The sequence below is a fragment of the Hymenobacter negativus genome (genome assembly GCF_016056375.1).
Classification (GTDB): Bacteria; Bacteroidota; Bacteroidia; order Cytophagales; family Hymenobacteraceae; genus Hymenobacter; species Hymenobacter negativus_A.
Genome location: NZ_JAEDAE010000012.1, coordinates 77,383 through 93,333 on the forward strand (window position 1 = coordinate 77,383; position 15,951 = coordinate 93,333).

Below are 15,951 nucleotides of genomic sequence, written 5' to 3' on the forward strand. Positions count from 1 at the left end.
ATGGAGGATTTTGCCTAATCGGTCCCGTCATTTCAGGAAACCACCAATCCACCAACCCACCAATCCACCAACCCGCATATGATTCTCTACAACGTCACCAGCAGCATCGAGCCCAGCGCCGCCGAGGACTGGCTGGACTACATGCGCTCCACCCACATACCCGAGGTGATGGAGACCGGCTTTTTCATCAAGAGCCAGCTCTGCCGCTTGCTCAACGAGGAAGAAGGCGGCATTACCTACGCCGCCCAGTACTACTGCCTTAGCCTGGAACAACTGGAAGAATATCAGGCCATCTGCGCTCCTTCCCTACGCGCCGATATGGAAAAACACTTCGCCGGCAAGTACGTCTCGTTTCGGACCGTGCTGGAAGTGGTGGAGTAAAGCCTTCCACTGCCTTTATCGAGAACGTCGTGCCGAGCCTAGGCTAAGCATGACGTTCTTTTTTATCCCCCTACCAATAAGCCGCAGCCCACCAGCCGGGCACGAAATCGCCGCCTGTGCTGTTTAAACAGCACTATATGAAAAACATCATTTTCTTCGGCGACAGCCTCACCGCCGGCCACGGCCTGCCCGCGGCCAATAGCTTTCCCAGCCTCCTTCAGCAGCGGCTCGATGCGCAGTCGTTTCCTTATAAAGCCTACAACTACGGCGTGAGCGGCGAAACCAGCGCCGGTGGCCGCCAGCGCCTGGCCGCCGTGCTGGCCCGCCACCCCATCGATGTATTTGTGCTGGCCCTTGGGGCCAACGACGGTATCCGAGGCATTCCCGTGCGCGAAACCACCCAGAACCTGCAGTTCATCATCGACGCCGTGCGGCGGCAATATCCTAAAGCGCAAATTGTGCTGGCCGGCCTGGAGTTTCCCTTCGACCTTGGCCCGCTCGGCGGCCACCGCCTGGCCCACTACGCTACTGAATTCAAAGCCCTGTTTCGGACCTTGGCCGATAAAAACTCGCTGCCCTTCGTGCCCTTTCTTTTACAAGGCGTACTGGGCCGCCGCGAGCTGAACCTGGCCGACGGCGTGCACCCCAACGCGGCCGGGCAGAAAATCCTGGCCGAGAACGTATGGCAGGTGCTCGGGCCACTGCTGCAGCAGCCGGTCAGCTCGTAGCTGCTGAAAATTGTTAAAACCCGAACAGATTCCCCTGCACCGGCTGCGGAATGATGTGCGGCGGCGGCACCACAATGCCCGTCAGGATGCGGATTTTCTCCAATAAGTATTGGGTAAGCACCGGCGCGTGCCGCACGTCCTTCTGGTGGATGAAGAAGTACACTTCGTGCACACCCTGCGCCACCCAGGCGGCAATGCGCTCGGCCCAGGCATCGGCGCGGTGGTAGTCGGTACTATGCAGGCCGTGGCCATTGAAGCGGATAAAGGCGGTGGGCGTGGTCAGGCGCAAGGGCAGCACGTCGCGCCGGCCGGCCACGTCGGTTATCACCAGCGTTTTATTGAGGGCTTCGAGGGTGGCGAACACGGCATCGGCCAAAACCTTATCGGCAAACCAGCGCGGGTGGCGCAGCTCCACGGCCAGCGGTACGGTTTCGGGGAAGTCGAGCAGGAAGCGTTCCAGGCGCGGCAAATGCTCGGGGCCGAAGTGCGGCGGCAGCTGCAAAAAGGCCCAGCCCAGGTTCTCGCCCAGCCCTTCGAAGGCCCGCGCCGTGGTTACCACCAGGTCATCAGCCTGGAATAACTCCCGCTCGTGGCTGATGCTGCGCGGCAGCTTGGGGCAGAATTTAAAGCCGGAATCCGGCCCTACGGCCTCGCGCCAGCGCCGCACGGTGGCGGCATCCGGGATGCGGTAGTGCGTAGTATTCAGCTCAATGCTGTTGAACTGCTGCGCATAATAGCGCAGGTAGTCGGGCTCCTTGATGCCGGCCGGGAAGTACGTGCCCAGCCATTCCTTATTCGTCCAGATGGGGCAGCCGACGTAGAGGCGGGCCGGCGCGGGTTGCGTGGGCCGGGCGCGGGCCAGTACCCGGGCCGTTTCGGGGTGGTCGGGCGGCAGGCTGAAATTAACGTAGCGAAGGTCGGGCAGGCGGCCAAAATCCATGGGGCAAAGGTAGGGTTGGGGCCCCGGTGGCGGGCTAATGCTCTTACGACAAAAACCGGACTTTTGCAACCCGGCTTCGAAGGTAGTCGCCGCGCCGATGCCCAAATTTTATACCCGCCGCATAATCTAATTTTTGCACCTGCGCAATGGCAAAGGCCTCATTCGGCAAAATATACTTTGAGACAACCTCACGGCTACTTTTCCGGCCAACATGAAGATTAATTAAATGCAAGTTTTCTAAATAAAGGTCAATTTTTAACCTAATTCGGTTAGTAGAGGTCAGCAAATTTTTAGCATTGCTCAAATGGATGGGTCTATGTTTGTCCTGCTCACCATCTGCAAATCGCATGATTTTATTTCGCCGCCTACAAGTACTCGTCCTTTCCAGTTGCTTCTTTTTTCTGCTGACTTTGCTGGGCGCTTCGGCGCGCACCGCCCCCGGTACCACCAAAGCAGTTCCCGCCACTAGCACCGCCACCACGGTGCTGCGCGGCCGGGCCTCCTGGTATGGCAGTTACTTCCAAGGCCGGCGCACCACCAGCGGCGAGCGCTACAACCGCTTCAAATACACCTGCGCCCACAAAACCTTGCCCTTCGGCACCCGCCTGCGGGTCACGAATGTGAAGAATGGCAAGTCGGTTATCGTGCGCGTTACCGACCGCGGCCCGTTCCGCCACCAGCGCATCCTCGACTTATCCGAAGCCGCCGCCAAGCCCCTGGGCGTAGTTGATTGCGGCGCTACTACCGTTGTGGCCGAAGTAGTGGCCCCCGAAACGCCCCTCGGCCCCGCTTCTACCCCCGAAAACCTGGCCGCCCTCTTCGCCGCCGACCCCAACCCCGATGCTGCGTTCACGACCTACACAGTAACCCCGGACGCCCGCATCAGCCCCGCTGATTCGGCAGCCCGGGTAGCTGCCACGGCCACGCTCATCGCCGCTTCCACCAGCACCAAAGCCGAGGTTATCACTTCTACCGAATCGGTGAACTGCCCGGCGGGCTTTCTCATTCAGGCTGGCTCTTTCATTGATGCCGCCAATGCCCAGTCGGTGCAGGCCCGTATCAAGTCGCTGATGCCCGAGCTCAACGTGACGATTTCCCAGGATTTGCTCGATGGCCGTCAGCGCAGCCGCGTGCTCGTGGGCCAGTTTGGCGAGCGCCCCGAGGCCGAGGCCGTGCGCCAGCAATTACTGGTCTGGGGCATCGGCGGACTGGTACGCGAAGTCGCCCTTCGATAACAGTAGACTAGCCGCATAGCGGCGGCATGTTTGTAGCAAACCAACCGCAACCGGTAAAAGCCGCGTAGCGGCGACAGAATCCAGCAGGAATTTCTGTCGCCGCTACGCGGCTTTTGTTCTTTCTTCAGTACCGACCTACAAACCTGTCGCCGCGCTGCGGCTCCGGGCCGTAGCTTGCGTTCGGAAATCCAATCCATTATCTGCCATGATAAAAGCCATACTGGCGCTGGCCGCGTGCCTCACCCTCGTTTGGGTGCTGAATACCAAGCAGGGCAACCTGCCGCCCTTCGGCAAGCTGCTGAGCCCGTACCGAGGCTTCTGGCAAAACGGCGAGCGGCCCGAGGATTTCCCGGCTCAGCAGAAGCTGGAAATCGCGGGCCTGCAACAGCCCGTGACGGTGCGTTACGACGACCGCCGCGTGCCGCACATCTTCGCCCAGAACGACCACGACCTGTACCTGGCGCAGGGCTACCTCACGGCCCGCGACCGGCTCTGGCAAATGGATTTCGTGGCGCACGTAGCGGCCGGGCGCTTGGCCGAAATTGTGGGGCCAGAGCGACTGGAGACGGACCGGTTTTTCCGGCGCATGGGCCTGGGCTTCGGGGCGCAGAAATCGGTGGCCGCCGTGCTGGCCGACCCGGTGACCCGCGTGGTGGCGCAATCTTATTCCGACGGCATCAACGCCTACATCAATAGCCTCACGCCCGCCACCTATCCGTTTGAATACAAGCTACTCGACTACGCGCCCGAACCCTGGGAGCCGCTGAAAAGCGCCCTCATTCTCAAATACATGGCCTTTGACCTGACGGGCCGCTCCGACGACCTGCGCATGAGCAACGCCCTGCGCAAGTACGGCCCGGCGGTGATGCGCGACCTGTTTCCGGACTACCCCACCCGCGAAGACCCGGTGATTCCGGTGGGCACAGCCCTGGATTTTAAGCCGCTGGCCACGCCACCCGTGCCGCCGGCTTTTGTGGCAGCCGAGGCGCCGTATGCGCCCAACCAGGAACCCTCGCGCGACCTGGGTTCCAACAACTTCGCCGTGAGCGGGGCCCGCTCGGCCACCGGCTTCCCGATGCTGGCCAACGACCCGCACCTGCAGCTCAACCTGCCCAGCATCTGGTACCAGGTGCAGATGACCGCGCCGGGCGTGAACGTATACGGCGTGAGCATTCCGGGCGCGCCGCTGGCCATCATCGGCTTTAACGAGCAGGTGGCCTGGGGCGTGACCAACACCTACGCTGACGTGCTGGACTGGTACCAGGTACAGTTTCGCGATGCCCGCAAGCTGGAATACTGGCACGCCGGCCGCTGGAAGCCCGTGCGCCGCGTGGTGGAGCACATCAAAGTACGCGGGCAGGCCGACCGGCTCGATACCGTGCTATACACCCACCACGGCCCGGTGGTGTATGACCACGCCGAGAAGCCCTTTCTGCCGCAGACTCCTATCGGCTACGCGGCCCGCTGGACGGCCCACGATGCGGCCAACGAGTTTAAGACGTTTTACCAGCTCAACCGCGCCCGCACCTACGCCGACTACACCACCGCGCTGGCCAGCTACGGCGCGCCGGCCCAGAACTTCGTGTTTGCCGATGCTGGCCAGGACATTGCCATTTGGCCCAACGGCCGCCTACCACTGAAATGGCACGAGCAGGGCAAGTACCTGCTCGATGGCCGCGACCCGGCCCAGGACTGGCAGGGCTGGATTCCGGCCGCCCAGAACCCCCACGCCAAGAATCCGTCCCGGGGCTTCGTGTCGTCGGCCAACCAGTCGTCGGTGCGCCCGCAGGACTACCCGTATTATATGAACTGGGATTATGGCTCGTCGGAGCGCGGCCGGCGCATCAACCAGCGCCTGGGCCAGATGCCCCGCGTGACGGCTGACAGCCTGCGCCTGCTCCAGAACGACGTGCTTGGCCTGAATGCCCAACTAATGCTGCCGCGCATGCTGGCGCTGGCCGGCCCCGCGCCCGCCACCACGCCCGAGGGCCAGGCGCTGGCCGCCCTGCGCGCCTGGAACTACCAATACACGGCCGAGGCTGTGGGGCCGAGCCTGTTTGAGCTGTGGTACGACAACTTGGTGAAGCGCCTCTGGGACGACGACTTCCCCCTCGACCCCAAAGGCCCGGCCTACCGCTACCCCGCCCGCGACCGTACCAACAATCTGATTTTGAAAGAAGACAGCAGCCGCTGGATTGACGACCGCCGCACCCGCGCCCGCGAAACCCTGCCCCTGCTAGCCCGCCAAAGCCTGCGCTGGGCCGTGGACAGCCTCACCCGCAAGTACGGCGCGCAAAGTCCCAAATGGCGCTGGGCCAGCCAGAAAAGCACCGACATTCTGCACCTGCTCAAACTTCCCGGCTTCGGGCAGATGGACGTGGACTGCGGCGGCGGCTCCGGCATCGTGAACGCCACCACCGAGCGCAACGGCCCCAGCTGGCGTATGGTGGTGGCCCTGGGCCCGCAGGTGCGCGCCTACGGCGTGTACCCCGGCGGCCAGAGCGGCAACCCCGGCTCACCCTTCTACAGCAACCTGCTGGAAACCTGGCGCGTGGGCCAGCTCGACGAGCTGGTATTCCTGCGCAGCGCGGAAGTGCCGAATGCGCGAGTGACTACAGCGTGGACGCTGCAAGCGAAGTAATTTGACTAAAAATCAGCTATTGAAGCAATATGGCCAGACAGCCTTAGCTGCTAATAAATTTGCGGCATGGATACCCGCACTCTCTTCAACATCCTTGGCAGCAAGCATTCCCAGCGGCTATGGCTGCTGCTGGTGCTGGCGTTACTAACTACCCGCCCCGCCGCTGCCCAATACTACGGCCAGTATGCCGTCGATACCACCCAGATATTCAACTACGTGGACCAGATGCCCACCCTACCCGGCGGGGGCGGCAACCTGGCCCTGGTGAAGGCTGTGCAGCAGCACCTCCAGCTGCCGGTAGAAGTACGCGAGGGCCGCACCGAAGGCCGGGTGTTCGTGCGCGTTGTGGTGGGGGTGAGTGGTGTGGCCCGGCAAGCGGCCGTGGTGCAGTCGCTCAGCCCCGCCTGCGATGCCGCCGCGCTGGCCGCCGTGAAGCGCATGCCGCGCCTGCTGCCGGGCCGCTACCAGGGCCAGCCGGTGGCGGTGCTGCTCACGGTGCCGGTCATGTTCCTGTCGCCGCGCCACGTATTTGCCAGCACGGAGGTTTCCCGGCCGGCCCAGTTTCCCGGCGGCGATGCGGGACTGGAGCAGTACCTGCAAAAGAACAAAACCACGCCCGCCGAAGTGAAACAGCGCGACCTCAAAGGCCGCGTGGTGGTGCGTTTCGTGCTCAAGCCTGACGGCCGCGTAGGCGCCAGCGAAGTTATCAACTCCCTCTGTCCCAGCTGCGACGACGAAGCCCTGCGCCTCGTGCGCGGCTTTCCGCGCTGGCAGCCCGCCCTGGGCTACGACGACCAGCCCGTGGCCATGTATCAAGTGGTCAACATCTGGTTCAGCCCGCCCGCGCCGCCCAGCGGGCAGGCTGCGCCGGTGCCCGAAAACCAGGTTTACAGCCAGGTTGAGCAGATGCCCGTGCTGCCCGGCCGTAGCGGCTCCGCTGGTCTGCAAGCCGCCCTGCAGGAGCTGATTGAGTACCCTGAGCGCGCCCCCAGCGGCGAGGGCCAGGTCAGCTTCGTGGTGGAGCCCGATGGTCGCGTCACGCGCCCGGTGATGCTCAAGCCCATCAACAGCGCGATGGACGAGGCCGTGCTGGCGGCCGCCCTGCGCCTGCCCCGCTTCGAGCCCGGACGCCACAACGGCCAGCCGGTAGCCGTGCGCCTGGCCGTACCAGTCCTGATTGATATTCGCTAAACAGCTTTTTCGTCGAGAATCAGCATCTTAAGCACACAGAAAAGGCGGCCCTCCGTAGAAGGCCGCCTTTTCCGTATCACACAGGAAATCCACTGTTTTACAGCAGAAAGCCGGCAATTATTTAGTCGTGGTTGGCGCGGTTGATGAGCACTACCGTCACGGCCGCGATGGCGGCAATGCCGAGCACCATCTGCGTGGGCGTGAAGCGCTGAGCGGCTTTGCGCAGCAGCACGCCGCCGTTTTTCAGCAGGTCGTCTACGTGCTCGGTCTTGCCCTGAAATACGTGGTAGGCACTCTCGAAAGTACGGGCAAGGTCTTCGGGCAGGATGTCTTCGAGTTGTTTTTCGATTTGCGCTTCCATAAAGCTGGGTCTTGAGAAGGGAGAGGTGAAAGAGGGCAATTACCGCCCCGGATTCGCTGTACGGAAAAGCGCGGAGCGGGGCTGCCTTTTTTCATTTCCCCAAGCCAGCCAACAAACAATACCCAAACCCAAAACCCTCATTATCAACATTATTCATTCACGCAAATTGCCTGACAATTCCCGAATTTACTCCACCACCACAATGCGGGAGCCGGTGCGCCGGTCCTCCCGCACCTGGCAGTAATAAGCGCCGGGAGCCAGTCCGTGCAGGTCCACGGGCAGCAGCTGGGAGCCGCGGGGCAGCACCTGGTCCACGGCTCGGCGCACCTCGCGGCCCAGCGCATCCAGCACCACAATCTGGACGTGTCCGCCGGCGCTTTCGTAGGCCACGGTAGTGCGGCCGTCGCGCGCTACCGGGTTGGGGTATACCGTGAAATCAGCTACCTCGGCCGCCGAAGCGGTGGCAGTGACGGCGCCGGGCCGCAGCACCGGCACGTAGGTAAACGACTGCCCAAAGAGTTGCGTGAGCGTAGTTGGCGTCACCTGGAACCAGTCTTTGAGGATGCTGGTGTAGATGCTGCGGAAGTCGAACTGCATGGGAATGTTGTCGTTGACGCCGGCATTGGTGGGCAACGTGGGGTTGGCTCCGTGCACAATGGGGTTCACCTTGGTGCCAAACACTAGCAGCGGAGCCGCCGCGCCGTGGTCGGTGCCGAAGCCCGAATTGGACCGGATGCGCCGCCCAAACTCCGAGAATGTCATGCCCACCACCCGGTCCTGAATGGCCAGCCGCCGCAGGTCGTCCTGGAAGGCATTCACGGCCTCCGCAATCTTGCCCAGCAGCGTGGCGTGGGTGCCCACGGTGGTGCTGCCCGTGCTGGGCACCTGCAGCGTGTGAGTATCGAAGCCGCCGAGCTGGCACACGTAGATGCGCGTGCTCAGGCCCCCGGCCACCAGTTGGGCCACTATTTTGAGTTGGTCGGCTAGCGAGTTCTGGCCCGCCGTGGGGTACAGCGGCGAGAGGTTCTGAGCCCGCCCAGCCGCCGCCTGAATGGCCGTGGTGTACACCTGCGTCTGGCTCACCACCTGCCGAATGAAGGTAAGCTCGTGCCCGGCCGGCGTGTTCGGCGCGGCATCCACGCCCCCGCTAAGTAGTTGATAGAAAGACGACGTACTGGCAATGGCCATGCCCATGTTCACGGTGGGGCCCTGCACGCAGTTGCTCACCACCGAGCCAATGCTGATGGCCAGCGGGTCGGGGTTTGCGGTGCTGGGGTAGCCGGTGGGGTAGCCCGGAAACTCGCTGTCGAGGTAGCGGCCGGCCCAGCCGGTTGTCCAGGTCACGTTCGAGTCGGAGCCCGAAGTCCAGATATCGGTGGCCCGGAAGTGCGAGAAGTTGGGGTTGGGGTAGCCCACGCTCTGCACCACGCCCAGCTTGCCGTTCTGGTACAGGTTCTGGAGCGAGGCCATGGCCGGGTGAATGCCGGTAGCCGTGGTGAGCGGCAGCACCTGCGCCTGCGGCAGCGCAATGTTGCTGCGGGCCGCCAGCAGGGCCGGGTACTGGTCCAAGGGAATAATCATGTTCAGCCCATCATTACCGCCTTGCAGCTGAATGATGACCAGCACCTTATCCGTAACCGTGGTGGCATTGGTAAGGGCCGCCAGCTGGGCCGAATACCCGTAGGCGCCAATGGGCAGCCCGCTCAAAAAAGCAGTACCAACCGAGGCCGCAGCTGTAGTCTGTAGAAATTCGCGACGTTTCATGGGAATCGGTTGGCGTTAGGACAAATGATATTCGGCCAGGCCCATCAGGGCGCGGAGCATGGCTTGCAGCTTGGTTGTCACGGCGGCTTTTTTGGCCGTGTTGGTGGGCGCAGCCAGGTACTGCTGCCACTCCACAGTCCACTCAAAATCGGGCAGGCCGGGCAGCAGTGCGGTTTTCAGAAAGGCAATCTGATTGGTGGTGAGGCCGATGGGTAGCATCAACTTCACATATTCGGCAATCAGCAGGTTGCAATCGGCGGCCGTGGCAGCCGGAAACGACTGCGTGAGGGCCAGCACGTCAATCACGATTTTGACCCCGCTGCGCGTGTAGCCCGGGCCGATGAACAGGTCCGTTACCTGATTGCGACGCGGCAGCGTCACGGCGTTTATCCAGAGCTCGTGGTATTGCGGCGTCTGGTAGTAGGCGGCCCAGCCGGCCACGTTGGGCGGGTCGCCCAGCGTTTGCTGCTGCACGTAAGTCAGGCTGTTGAGGTAGTCCCACATGGTGTACTGCACGGCCACGTTGGTGGCAGGCGGAAACACCATTTCCATTTGCCTGCACAGGCCTACCGTGAAATCGAGCGGGCTTTTAATGAGGCAGCCCACGTTCAGCGTGTCGAAGAAATGCTCGGAACTGAACAGCGCGCGCAGCACCGGCACAATATCGAAGCTGTTGTTGATGAGAATGGTAGCCAGCGGGCGGATAATATCCGTCTCCACCTGCGTATCAATCAGGTAGTACACAAACCAGCGGTAGAGCTTACGCACGATGAACCGCGCTGTTTCCACCTGCTGAAAAATCAGGTTGATAAGCGCCTGATATTCCGTAGCGCCGCTGTTGGCGATGCTGGCATTGCCGAAGGCCGACGAAAACACCTTGGTGCTGGTATCGTGGCGGCTGGCCGTGAAGTAGCTACCCACGGGCACGGTGGCCTGGTCGCGCCAGCCGGTGAGAACTTTGGCGGCGGCCTGCACGTCGGCCTCGGTGTAGTTGGTGTAGTTGCCTGTGCCGATAAGCGGCCCCTTCCCCACCGTGAACAATTCCAGCAGCTCGCGGCCGTAGTTCTCGTTGGGCGCACCCGTTACGCTCTGGTTGCCATTGAGGTAGCGCAGCATGGCGGGTGTCACGGTCACGTCCTTGGCCAGCTGCTTAAAATTGCCCAGCGCGTGCTGGCGCAGCAGCCGGCAGTATTCGTAGCCTATGCGGGCGTCGTTGATGTCGCCGAATTCAATCACGAAGTGGTTGTGCCAGAACAGCGTCATCTTCTCCACCAGCGTGGTGCCCTGGCCCAGCAGCTGCCCCAGCCACCAGTCGCGCAGCGAAGCCCGCCGCACACCCTCAAAATTCTGGTCGAATACCTGCGCCGTCCATGTCTGGCCGATGGGCACACTGGTATCGGTGGCCGATACGTTCACGGGCGGGTCGGGTGCGGTGGCCGGGGCCGTCAGCATCCCGTTGAGCACCGCCGTGAGGTTGGAGGCCGCCGCCGTCATAATCTCCGTGCGGGTGGGCCCAAACAGGCAGCGGCGCAGCAAATGTGCCGCTTGCGCGTAGCCCCAGGCGCCGGCGTAGGGCGTGAGGGTGCTGGTGGTACGGGCTAGGCCGGTGGGCAGCGCCTTGTTGGCGTAGCGGCTCACGGTTTCGGGCGGTTCCTGCTGATTCTGCGCGGCGGCGGGCTGCTCGGCCACGGCCGCTGCCGGGGCATTCAGGACGGCCGCGTTTCGTTGGAGGAAATGTCTGCGATTCATAAGCAGGGCGTAATGATGTAATCAGAAGCAACAATGAAACGACGCTTGGCCCGGCATTCTTCCCCTTCTGGGCCAATAGTTTAGCATAGACCAGACAAAGCCTGTTGCGTTTAATACAAGTATCCTGTTTCTTACTGAGTAATCACTGAACTCTCCGCCAACGGAGCCAATAGCCCGGCGAAGGGCACAAAAAAAACGCCCGGCTGCAAGGCCGGGCGTTTTTTGAACTTCTGATTCAGAGTCGAAGACTATTGAACCGAGGCAATTGCTGACTCAGCGACTGCTTCGGTTGCAGCCACATCGGCCGCTGCCGCGGCGCGCACGCGGCCGGCCGCATAAAAATTGCGGTGGTAATAAGGCTGGTTCAACGAACTCACCATCACGCCGCCGTTGCAGGCCGAGTGGGCAAACTTGCCGTCCTTCAAATAGATACCTACGTGGTAAATCGGCCCTTTGCCCCTGCGGAAGAACACCAGGTCACCGGTTTGCATCTCGGCTTTGGCCACGCGCTTGGTGTTGCTGAACATGGCCCGCGACGAGTGAATCAGGTTGATACCGTACACCTCGTGGAACACCCGCGTCACAAAGCCCGAGCAATCGGTGCCGCGGCGCGAGTTGCTGCCGTAGCTATAAGGAGCTCCAATCCAGTCAGTTACCGTGCGCAACAAGTCCTTGTTTTCGTTGAACGCAAGGTGCAGGCCCAAGGTCTGGGCGTAGTAGTTGTAAGTGAGCGAGTCGCGGGAGGCGGCCAGCTCGGCGGCGGTGGGTTTGGTGGCCGGCGGGTTGCTCGGGTCGCTTTCGGGGGCAGTCTCGCTCGTCAGGGCCGGAAGCAGCGAAGCTTCGGCCACGACCGGTGCCGAGGTGGCACGGGCCGTAGCCGAAGCTTCGGGGGCACGTTCGAAGAAGAAGGAGAGGGCCAGCGAGGTAGCGGCGAGGCAATACAGGAGGCTGTTTTTCATTGTCCGTCGTTAGAGTTGGGGGCAAAAAACCGGATTCCTCGGTGAGAGCGGAAGAGCCGGAGTAGTAGCTTTCTTAGGCGATAGGCAAGGCTGAGTGCAGCCGAGTGAAGAGGTGGTGAAAAGAAGTCGTACCTGATAATTTCTATTGTTCGTAGAATAGGTCGTGGGGTAAAGCTATGTTAAACTTTTGGTAACTCCGGCACTTTTTCTTAAAAAAAAGCAAAAACACTTTCTAAAAGATAATTTTATCAATAAATATTAACTTAACAGCTTGCAACCAAGCTCATCTTTGCTTCGTATCTGCGCGACCAAAATATTCCTATATCCTCTCTTTTATGGAAAAGCTTCAGACCTGGACCAACTCTCCCCTTGCTCTCATTGCCCGACGCGTGCTCAAGGCCCAGCGCGTGGCCATGGTGGTGGGCCAAACGGTGCACCTGAGCGGGGCCTCCCGTGAAGAGTTTCTGGCCGATGCCGAGTGGGTGGCCCACGAGGCCGTGCACCTGCGCCAGTACAAAGAGCACGGCCTGCTCCCTTTTCTCTGGAAATACCTCATTGAATCGGCCCGCGTAGGCTACTACCACAACAAGTATGAAGTGGAAGCCCGCGACGAAGCCCGCCGCGTAGTGCTGGCCGACCCTAAGCATGTGCTGTGCCCCCTGCCGCGCCACGCCCAGCCCGGCCCCGAAACTGCCTAGCCAAGCCGGCATTAGTCAAAATAAAACCGGCGAATTGCAACTAACCGGCAGTTGATTACGAATAAACCACACGCCTCCGGCGCTTCAGCGCCCGGCAATTTTCTTATTCTTTCCACCACCCAATTCCCGCTCATACTCATGGATAACCAACAAGACCAGTTCGGGACCCCGAACCAAGCTAATACCGGCAATACCGGCAATACCGGCCGCACCGGCCAGAACCCCACCACGCCGGGTGCCTCTAGCACTTCCAGCGGCGCTTCTGCCGCTTCGCGCAAATCGGCCCCCACGCCCAGCGCCCAAAGCTCCTCCCAGACTCCCGACGCCCAAAACCAGACCACGGCCAACGCCGGCGACAGCCGCCAGGGCGAAGGCCAGCAAACAAATGCCCAAGAAGGCACCCTGCTCGACACGGCCCTGAACAGCGGCAAAAAATGGATTGAAGATTCGGGCATGCTCGACAGCGTAAATCAGTTGCCCCAGTCGCTCAAGGACCTCGGCAACCGCGCCCTCGACCGTGTGAACGGACTCAGCACGACCCAGAAAGTAGTGGGCGGCGCCATTCTGGCCGGCGGCATTGCCTGGCTGGCTACCCGCAAGAGCAAGTCGGGCAGCAGCGAAAACAGCCCGTATAACTATGGTCGCCAGCGCGATGCTGGCAGCTACGGCCGCCGCAGCTACGGCTATCAGGCCCCCGATGCAACCACCAGCCGCCGCCCAGCCGCCGGCACCACCGGCCGTTCCGATAGCGGCGCTCTCTACGCCAACAGCGGCAGCCGCTACGGCAGCAGCGGTAGCTACGGCAGCGATAGCAGTGCTTCTAAATCATCCGGCAACACCGGCATCCATTCGGGCAGCGGCCGTAGCGAAAGCAGCCCCAGCGCCTCGTCGTTTACCGACCATGGCTCGCAGGCTTCTGAGCACCGCTCCCATTCTAAGGATGACGGTTTCCGTAGCATCGAATAGCATCGTGCTTTTGTAAGCAAAAAGCCCCGCTTCTCATCGAAGCGGGGCTTTTTGCTTTCTATCGCCCCAAAGGCGAAAGCGTGTTTTAGATGTTCATGGCCGACTCGCGGCGACGCATTTTGCCGGCCGGGATACCGAACATCATCTTGAAGCGGCGGCAGAAATAGGCGGTGTCTTTGTAGCCCACTTCCTTGCCGATGTCGCGGATGCTTTTCTTGGTAGTGCGCAGCAGGAACACGGCGCGCTCCATGCGCTGGTATTCGATGTAGTCCTGCGGGTTGATGTTGGTCAGCATCTTGAAATACTGGCCCACGTAGTCCTCGCTCACGTTGGCCACGCCGCTCAACACTTTGTTCGACAAATCGCCGCCCAGATTTTCCTTGATGTAGTTGAACAGGTCAATCAGGCGCGGGTCTTTGAAGTAGGTGCTGTTGGTGGCCAGTTGCTCCACAAACATGTTGTTGCGCAGCACGTAGCGCACCACTTCCACTACGATGTTCTCGGTGTAGATGTTGATGAGGCGCTCGCGGCCGGGCAGGTCCTGCATGCTCTCTTCCACCACCTTAATCACCAGGTTGGCGAGCTTAGGCTGCCCCGAGATGAGGAAGGCCGGCACGTCGAGCGAGGCGAAGAAGTTAACTGAATCAAACACCTTGGCCTCGAAGCTCACAAAGCTGTGGCTTTCGTCGGCGTCGCCGATGAGGTCGAGGTTGTCGTTGGAATGGAAGAACTTGTCCTTGTTCGAGATGAGGTCGTCGTTGGTAATGACGCGGTTCTTGGTGTCTTCGCCGTAGCTCACACGGGTGGGCCGGCCGCCGGGAATGAAGAGCATTTCGCCTTCTTCCACCACCATGGCCTCTTCGCCAAACGTGATGTGGCCCTTGTGCAAGAGAATCAGGTTGTTGCCGACATCGTAAGAGTTGCGCACGGTGAAGGGCTGGTGCAACACCAGGTTTTTGGCCTTGATGTAGCGGACGCCCAACGACTCGATGACTTTATTGTAATCTTCCATAATTCAGGTGGCCCGGAAGGCCGTTGAGGGGTGCGGAGGAGGTAACTGGGTGGCTACCGCAATGCAATATAACAGCTTGAAATTCACAAAAACTAAAAACCCAGCCAAATAGTGGCTGGGTTTTGTGCAATGAATCTGAATTTTAGGCAATTCCCGGCTTACTTGAGAATATCCCGCGAAATCACAATTTTCTGAATTTCCGAAGTGCCTTCGTAAATCTGGGTAATCTTGGCGTCGCGCATGAAGCGCTCAACGTGGTACTCCTTCACAAAGCCGTAGCCGCCATGAATCTGTACGGCTTCTACGGCCGAATCCATGGCCACTTTGGAAGCGAAGAGCTTGGCCATCGCGCCCGACTTGCCGTAGTCGGCATGGTTGTCCTTGTCGGCGGCGGCCTGCAGGCAGAGCAGGCGGGCAGCATCCACGTTCGTGGCCATGTCGGCCAGCTTGAACTGAATAGCTTGGTGCTGCGCAATCGGCACACCGAAGGCCTTGCGCTCCTTGGCATATTTCAGGCTAAGCTCCAGAGAGCCAGAGGCAATACCGAGTGCCTGCGCCGCAATGCCAATACGGCCACCAGCCAATACCTGCATGGCGAACTTGAAGCCGAAGCCGTCGTCGCCGATGCGGTTTTCTTTGGGCACCTTCACATCGGTGAACATCAGCGAGCAGGTGTCGGAGCCGCGGATGCCGAGCTTGTTCTCTTTCGGGCCCTGAATAAAGCCGGGCATGTCCTTGTCAACGATGAGGACGTTGATGCCGCGTGACTTCAGCTCGGGGTGGGTTTGGGCGATAACTAGGTAAACCGAGGCCGTGGTGCCGTTGGTAATCCAGTTTTTGGTGCCGTTCAGCAGGTAGTGGTCGCCTTTGTCTTCGGCGGTGGTGCGCTGGCTGGTGGCGTCGGAGCCGGCTTCGGGCTCGCTTAGGGCGAAGGCGCCGATGATTTCGCCTGAGCACAGGCGGGGCAGGTATTTCTGCTTCTGCTCTTCGGTGCCGTACTTTTCCAGGCCCCAGCACACCAGCGAGTTGTTCACGCTCATCACCACCGAGCATGAAGCATCAACTTTGCTGATTTCCTCCATGGCCAGCACGTAGCTCACGGTATCGAGGCCGGAGCCGCCGTACTCGGGGCTCACCATCATGCCCATGAAGCCGAGCTCGGCCATCTTTTTGATTTGCTCGGCGGGAAATTTCTGGTGCTCGTCGCGCTCGATGACACCAGCCCACAGCTCGCTCTGGGCGAAGTCGCGGGCAGCGTCGCGCACGGCCAGCTGCTCTTCGCTGAGTTGGTAAATATTAGAAGATGTGGCGGTTTGCATGGGCGGG

Annotated in this window: 15 protein-coding genes; 7 read left to right on the forward strand and 8 right to left on the reverse strand. The window is 61.0% G+C overall.

Going from position 1 to position 15,951, the window contains the following annotated elements; translation table 11 throughout:
- The first annotated feature begins 78 nt into the window (after positions 1–78).
- Both I7X13_RS19630 and I7X13_RS19635 read left to right on the forward strand, forming a co-directional pair.
- Positions 79–381, forward strand: a complete 303-nt coding sequence (locus I7X13_RS19630) for a DUF4286 family protein (protein WP_198069606.1) — start codon at positions 79–81, stop codon at positions 379–381.
- A 137-nt stretch (positions 382–518) separates the two neighbouring features.
- Complete coding sequence (locus tag I7X13_RS19635; RefSeq protein ID WP_198076776.1) at positions 519–1,109, forward strand: arylesterase; 591 nt, start codon at positions 519–521, stop codon at positions 1,107–1,109.
- Between the two features lie 13 nt (positions 1,110–1,122).
- Here I7X13_RS19635 and I7X13_RS19640 read toward each other — a convergent pair whose 3' ends face one another.
- On the reverse strand, positions 1,123–2,049 hold the full coding sequence (locus I7X13_RS19640) for a DUF72 domain-containing protein (RefSeq protein WP_198076777.1): 927 nt from the start codon (positions 2,047–2,049) through the stop codon (positions 1,123–1,125).
- Between the two features lie 43 nt (positions 2,050–2,092).
- Positions 2,093–2,398, reverse strand: a complete 306-nt coding sequence (locus tag I7X13_RS19645) for a hypothetical protein (protein ID WP_198076778.1) — start codon at positions 2,396–2,398, stop codon at positions 2,093–2,095.
- Between I7X13_RS19645 and I7X13_RS19650 the strand changes: the two genes are divergently transcribed.
- From I7X13_RS19650 to I7X13_RS19660, 3 genes are all read left to right on the forward strand, one after another.
- Positions 2,397–3,284, forward strand: coding sequence for a septal ring lytic transglycosylase RlpA family protein (locus I7X13_RS19650; protein ID WP_198076779.1), 888 nt, complete (start codon positions 2,397–2,399; stop codon positions 3,282–3,284). The genes I7X13_RS19645 and I7X13_RS19650 overlap by 2 nt on opposite strands.
- 205 nt (positions 3,285–3,489) lie before the next feature.
- Positions 3,490–5,925, forward strand: coding sequence for a penicillin acylase family protein (locus tag I7X13_RS19655; RefSeq protein ID WP_198076780.1), 2,436 nt, complete (start codon positions 3,490–3,492; stop codon positions 5,923–5,925).
- A gap of 66 nt (positions 5,926–5,991) precedes the next feature.
- A complete protein-coding gene (locus I7X13_RS19660) occupies positions 5,992–7,116 on the forward strand; it encodes an energy transducer TonB (RefSeq protein WP_198076781.1) in 1,125 nt (374 codons plus the stop codon).
- A 121-nt stretch (positions 7,117–7,237) separates the two neighbouring features.
- Here the strand turns inward: I7X13_RS19660 and I7X13_RS19665 are convergent, their stop codons facing one another.
- From I7X13_RS19665 to I7X13_RS19680, 4 genes are all read right to left on the reverse strand, one after another.
- The gene (locus tag I7X13_RS19665; RefSeq protein ID WP_198069599.1) at positions 7,238–7,477 is read right to left on the reverse strand and encodes a hypothetical protein; all 240 of its coding nucleotides are present in this window, start codon (positions 7,475–7,477) and stop codon (positions 7,238–7,240) included.
- 186 nt (positions 7,478–7,663) lie between these two features.
- On the reverse strand, positions 7,664–9,241 hold the full coding sequence (locus I7X13_RS19670; RefSeq protein ID WP_198076782.1) for a DUF1501 domain-containing protein: 1,578 nt from the start codon (positions 9,239–9,241) through the stop codon (positions 7,664–7,666).
- 15 nt (positions 9,242–9,256) lie between these two features.
- A complete protein-coding gene (locus tag I7X13_RS19675; RefSeq protein ID WP_198076783.1) occupies positions 9,257–10,990 on the reverse strand; it encodes a DUF1800 domain-containing protein in 1,734 nt (577 codons plus the stop codon).
- Between the two features lie 248 nt (positions 10,991–11,238).
- Complete coding sequence (locus tag I7X13_RS19680; protein ID WP_198076784.1) at positions 11,239–11,949, reverse strand: C40 family peptidase; 711 nt, start codon at positions 11,947–11,949, stop codon at positions 11,239–11,241.
- Positions 11,950–12,284: 335 nt separating this feature from the next.
- On the opposite strand from I7X13_RS19680, the gene I7X13_RS19685 reads away from it, so the two are divergent.
- The gene (locus tag I7X13_RS19685; RefSeq protein ID WP_198076785.1) at positions 12,285–12,647 is read left to right on the forward strand and encodes a hypothetical protein; all 363 of its coding nucleotides are present in this window, start codon (positions 12,285–12,287) and stop codon (positions 12,645–12,647) included.
- Between the two features lie 138 nt (positions 12,648–12,785).
- On the forward strand, positions 12,786–13,613 hold the full coding sequence (locus tag I7X13_RS19690; protein ID WP_198076786.1) for a hypothetical protein: 828 nt from the start codon (positions 12,786–12,788) through the stop codon (positions 13,611–13,613).
- 85 nt (positions 13,614–13,698) lie between these two features.
- On the opposite strand, the gene I7X13_RS19695 is transcribed toward I7X13_RS19690, so the two are convergent.
- Complete coding sequence (locus I7X13_RS19695; RefSeq protein WP_198069593.1) at positions 13,699–14,625, reverse strand: helix-turn-helix domain-containing protein; 927 nt, start codon at positions 14,623–14,625, stop codon at positions 13,699–13,701.
- Between the two features lie 158 nt (positions 14,626–14,783).
- Entirely contained in the window at positions 14,784–15,944 is a 1,161-nt protein-coding gene (locus I7X13_RS19700; protein ID WP_198069592.1) for an acyl-CoA dehydrogenase, read from the reverse strand.
- Between the last annotated feature and the right edge of the window lie 7 nt (positions 15,945–15,951).

What these genes read in the sequence shown, in the direction of transcription:
- I7X13_RS19630 (WP_198069606.1), top strand. Translation starts at nt 79, where the DNA reads ATGATTCTCTACAACGTCACCAGCAGCATCGAGCCCAGCGCCGCCGAG.
- I7X13_RS19635 (WP_198076776.1), top strand. Translation starts at nt 519, where the DNA reads ATGAAAAACATCATTTTCTTCGGCGACAGCCTCACCGCCGGCCACGGC.
- I7X13_RS19640 (WP_198076777.1), bottom strand. Translation starts at nt 2,049, where the DNA reads ATGGATTTTGGCCGCCTGCCCGACCTTCGCTACGTTAATTTCAGCCTG.
- I7X13_RS19650 (WP_198076779.1), top strand. Translation starts at nt 2,397, where the DNA reads ATGATTTTATTTCGCCGCCTACAAGTACTCGTCCTTTCCAGTTGCTTC.
- I7X13_RS19645 (WP_198076778.1), bottom strand. Translation starts at nt 2,398, where the DNA reads ATGCGATTTGCAGATGGTGAGCAGGACAAACATAGACCCATCCATTTG.
- I7X13_RS19655 (WP_198076780.1), top strand. Translation starts at nt 3,490, where the DNA reads ATGATAAAAGCCATACTGGCGCTGGCCGCGTGCCTCACCCTCGTTTGG.
- I7X13_RS19660 (WP_198076781.1), top strand. Translation starts at nt 5,992, where the DNA reads ATGGATACCCGCACTCTCTTCAACATCCTTGGCAGCAAGCATTCCCAG.
- I7X13_RS19665 (WP_198069599.1), bottom strand. Translation starts at nt 7,477, where the DNA reads ATGGAAGCGCAAATCGAAAAACAACTCGAAGACATCCTGCCCGAAGAC.
- I7X13_RS19670 (WP_198076782.1), bottom strand. Translation starts at nt 9,241, where the DNA reads ATGAAACGTCGCGAATTTCTACAGACTACAGCTGCGGCCTCGGTTGGT.
- I7X13_RS19675 (WP_198076783.1), bottom strand. Translation starts at nt 10,990, where the DNA reads ATGAATCGCAGACATTTCCTCCAACGAAACGCGGCCGTCCTGAATGCC.
- I7X13_RS19680 (WP_198076784.1), bottom strand. Translation starts at nt 11,949, where the DNA reads ATGAAAAACAGCCTCCTGTATTGCCTCGCCGCTACCTCGCTGGCCCTC.
- I7X13_RS19685 (WP_198076785.1), top strand. Translation starts at nt 12,285, where the DNA reads ATGGAAAAGCTTCAGACCTGGACCAACTCTCCCCTTGCTCTCATTGCC.
- I7X13_RS19690 (WP_198076786.1), top strand. Translation starts at nt 12,786, where the DNA reads ATGGATAACCAACAAGACCAGTTCGGGACCCCGAACCAAGCTAATACC.
- I7X13_RS19695 (WP_198069593.1), bottom strand. Translation starts at nt 14,625, where the DNA reads ATGGAAGATTACAATAAAGTCATCGAGTCGTTGGGCGTCCGCTACATC.
- I7X13_RS19700 (WP_198069592.1), bottom strand. Translation starts at nt 15,944, where the DNA reads ATGCAAACCGCCACATCTTCTAATATTTACCAACTCAGCGAAGAGCAG.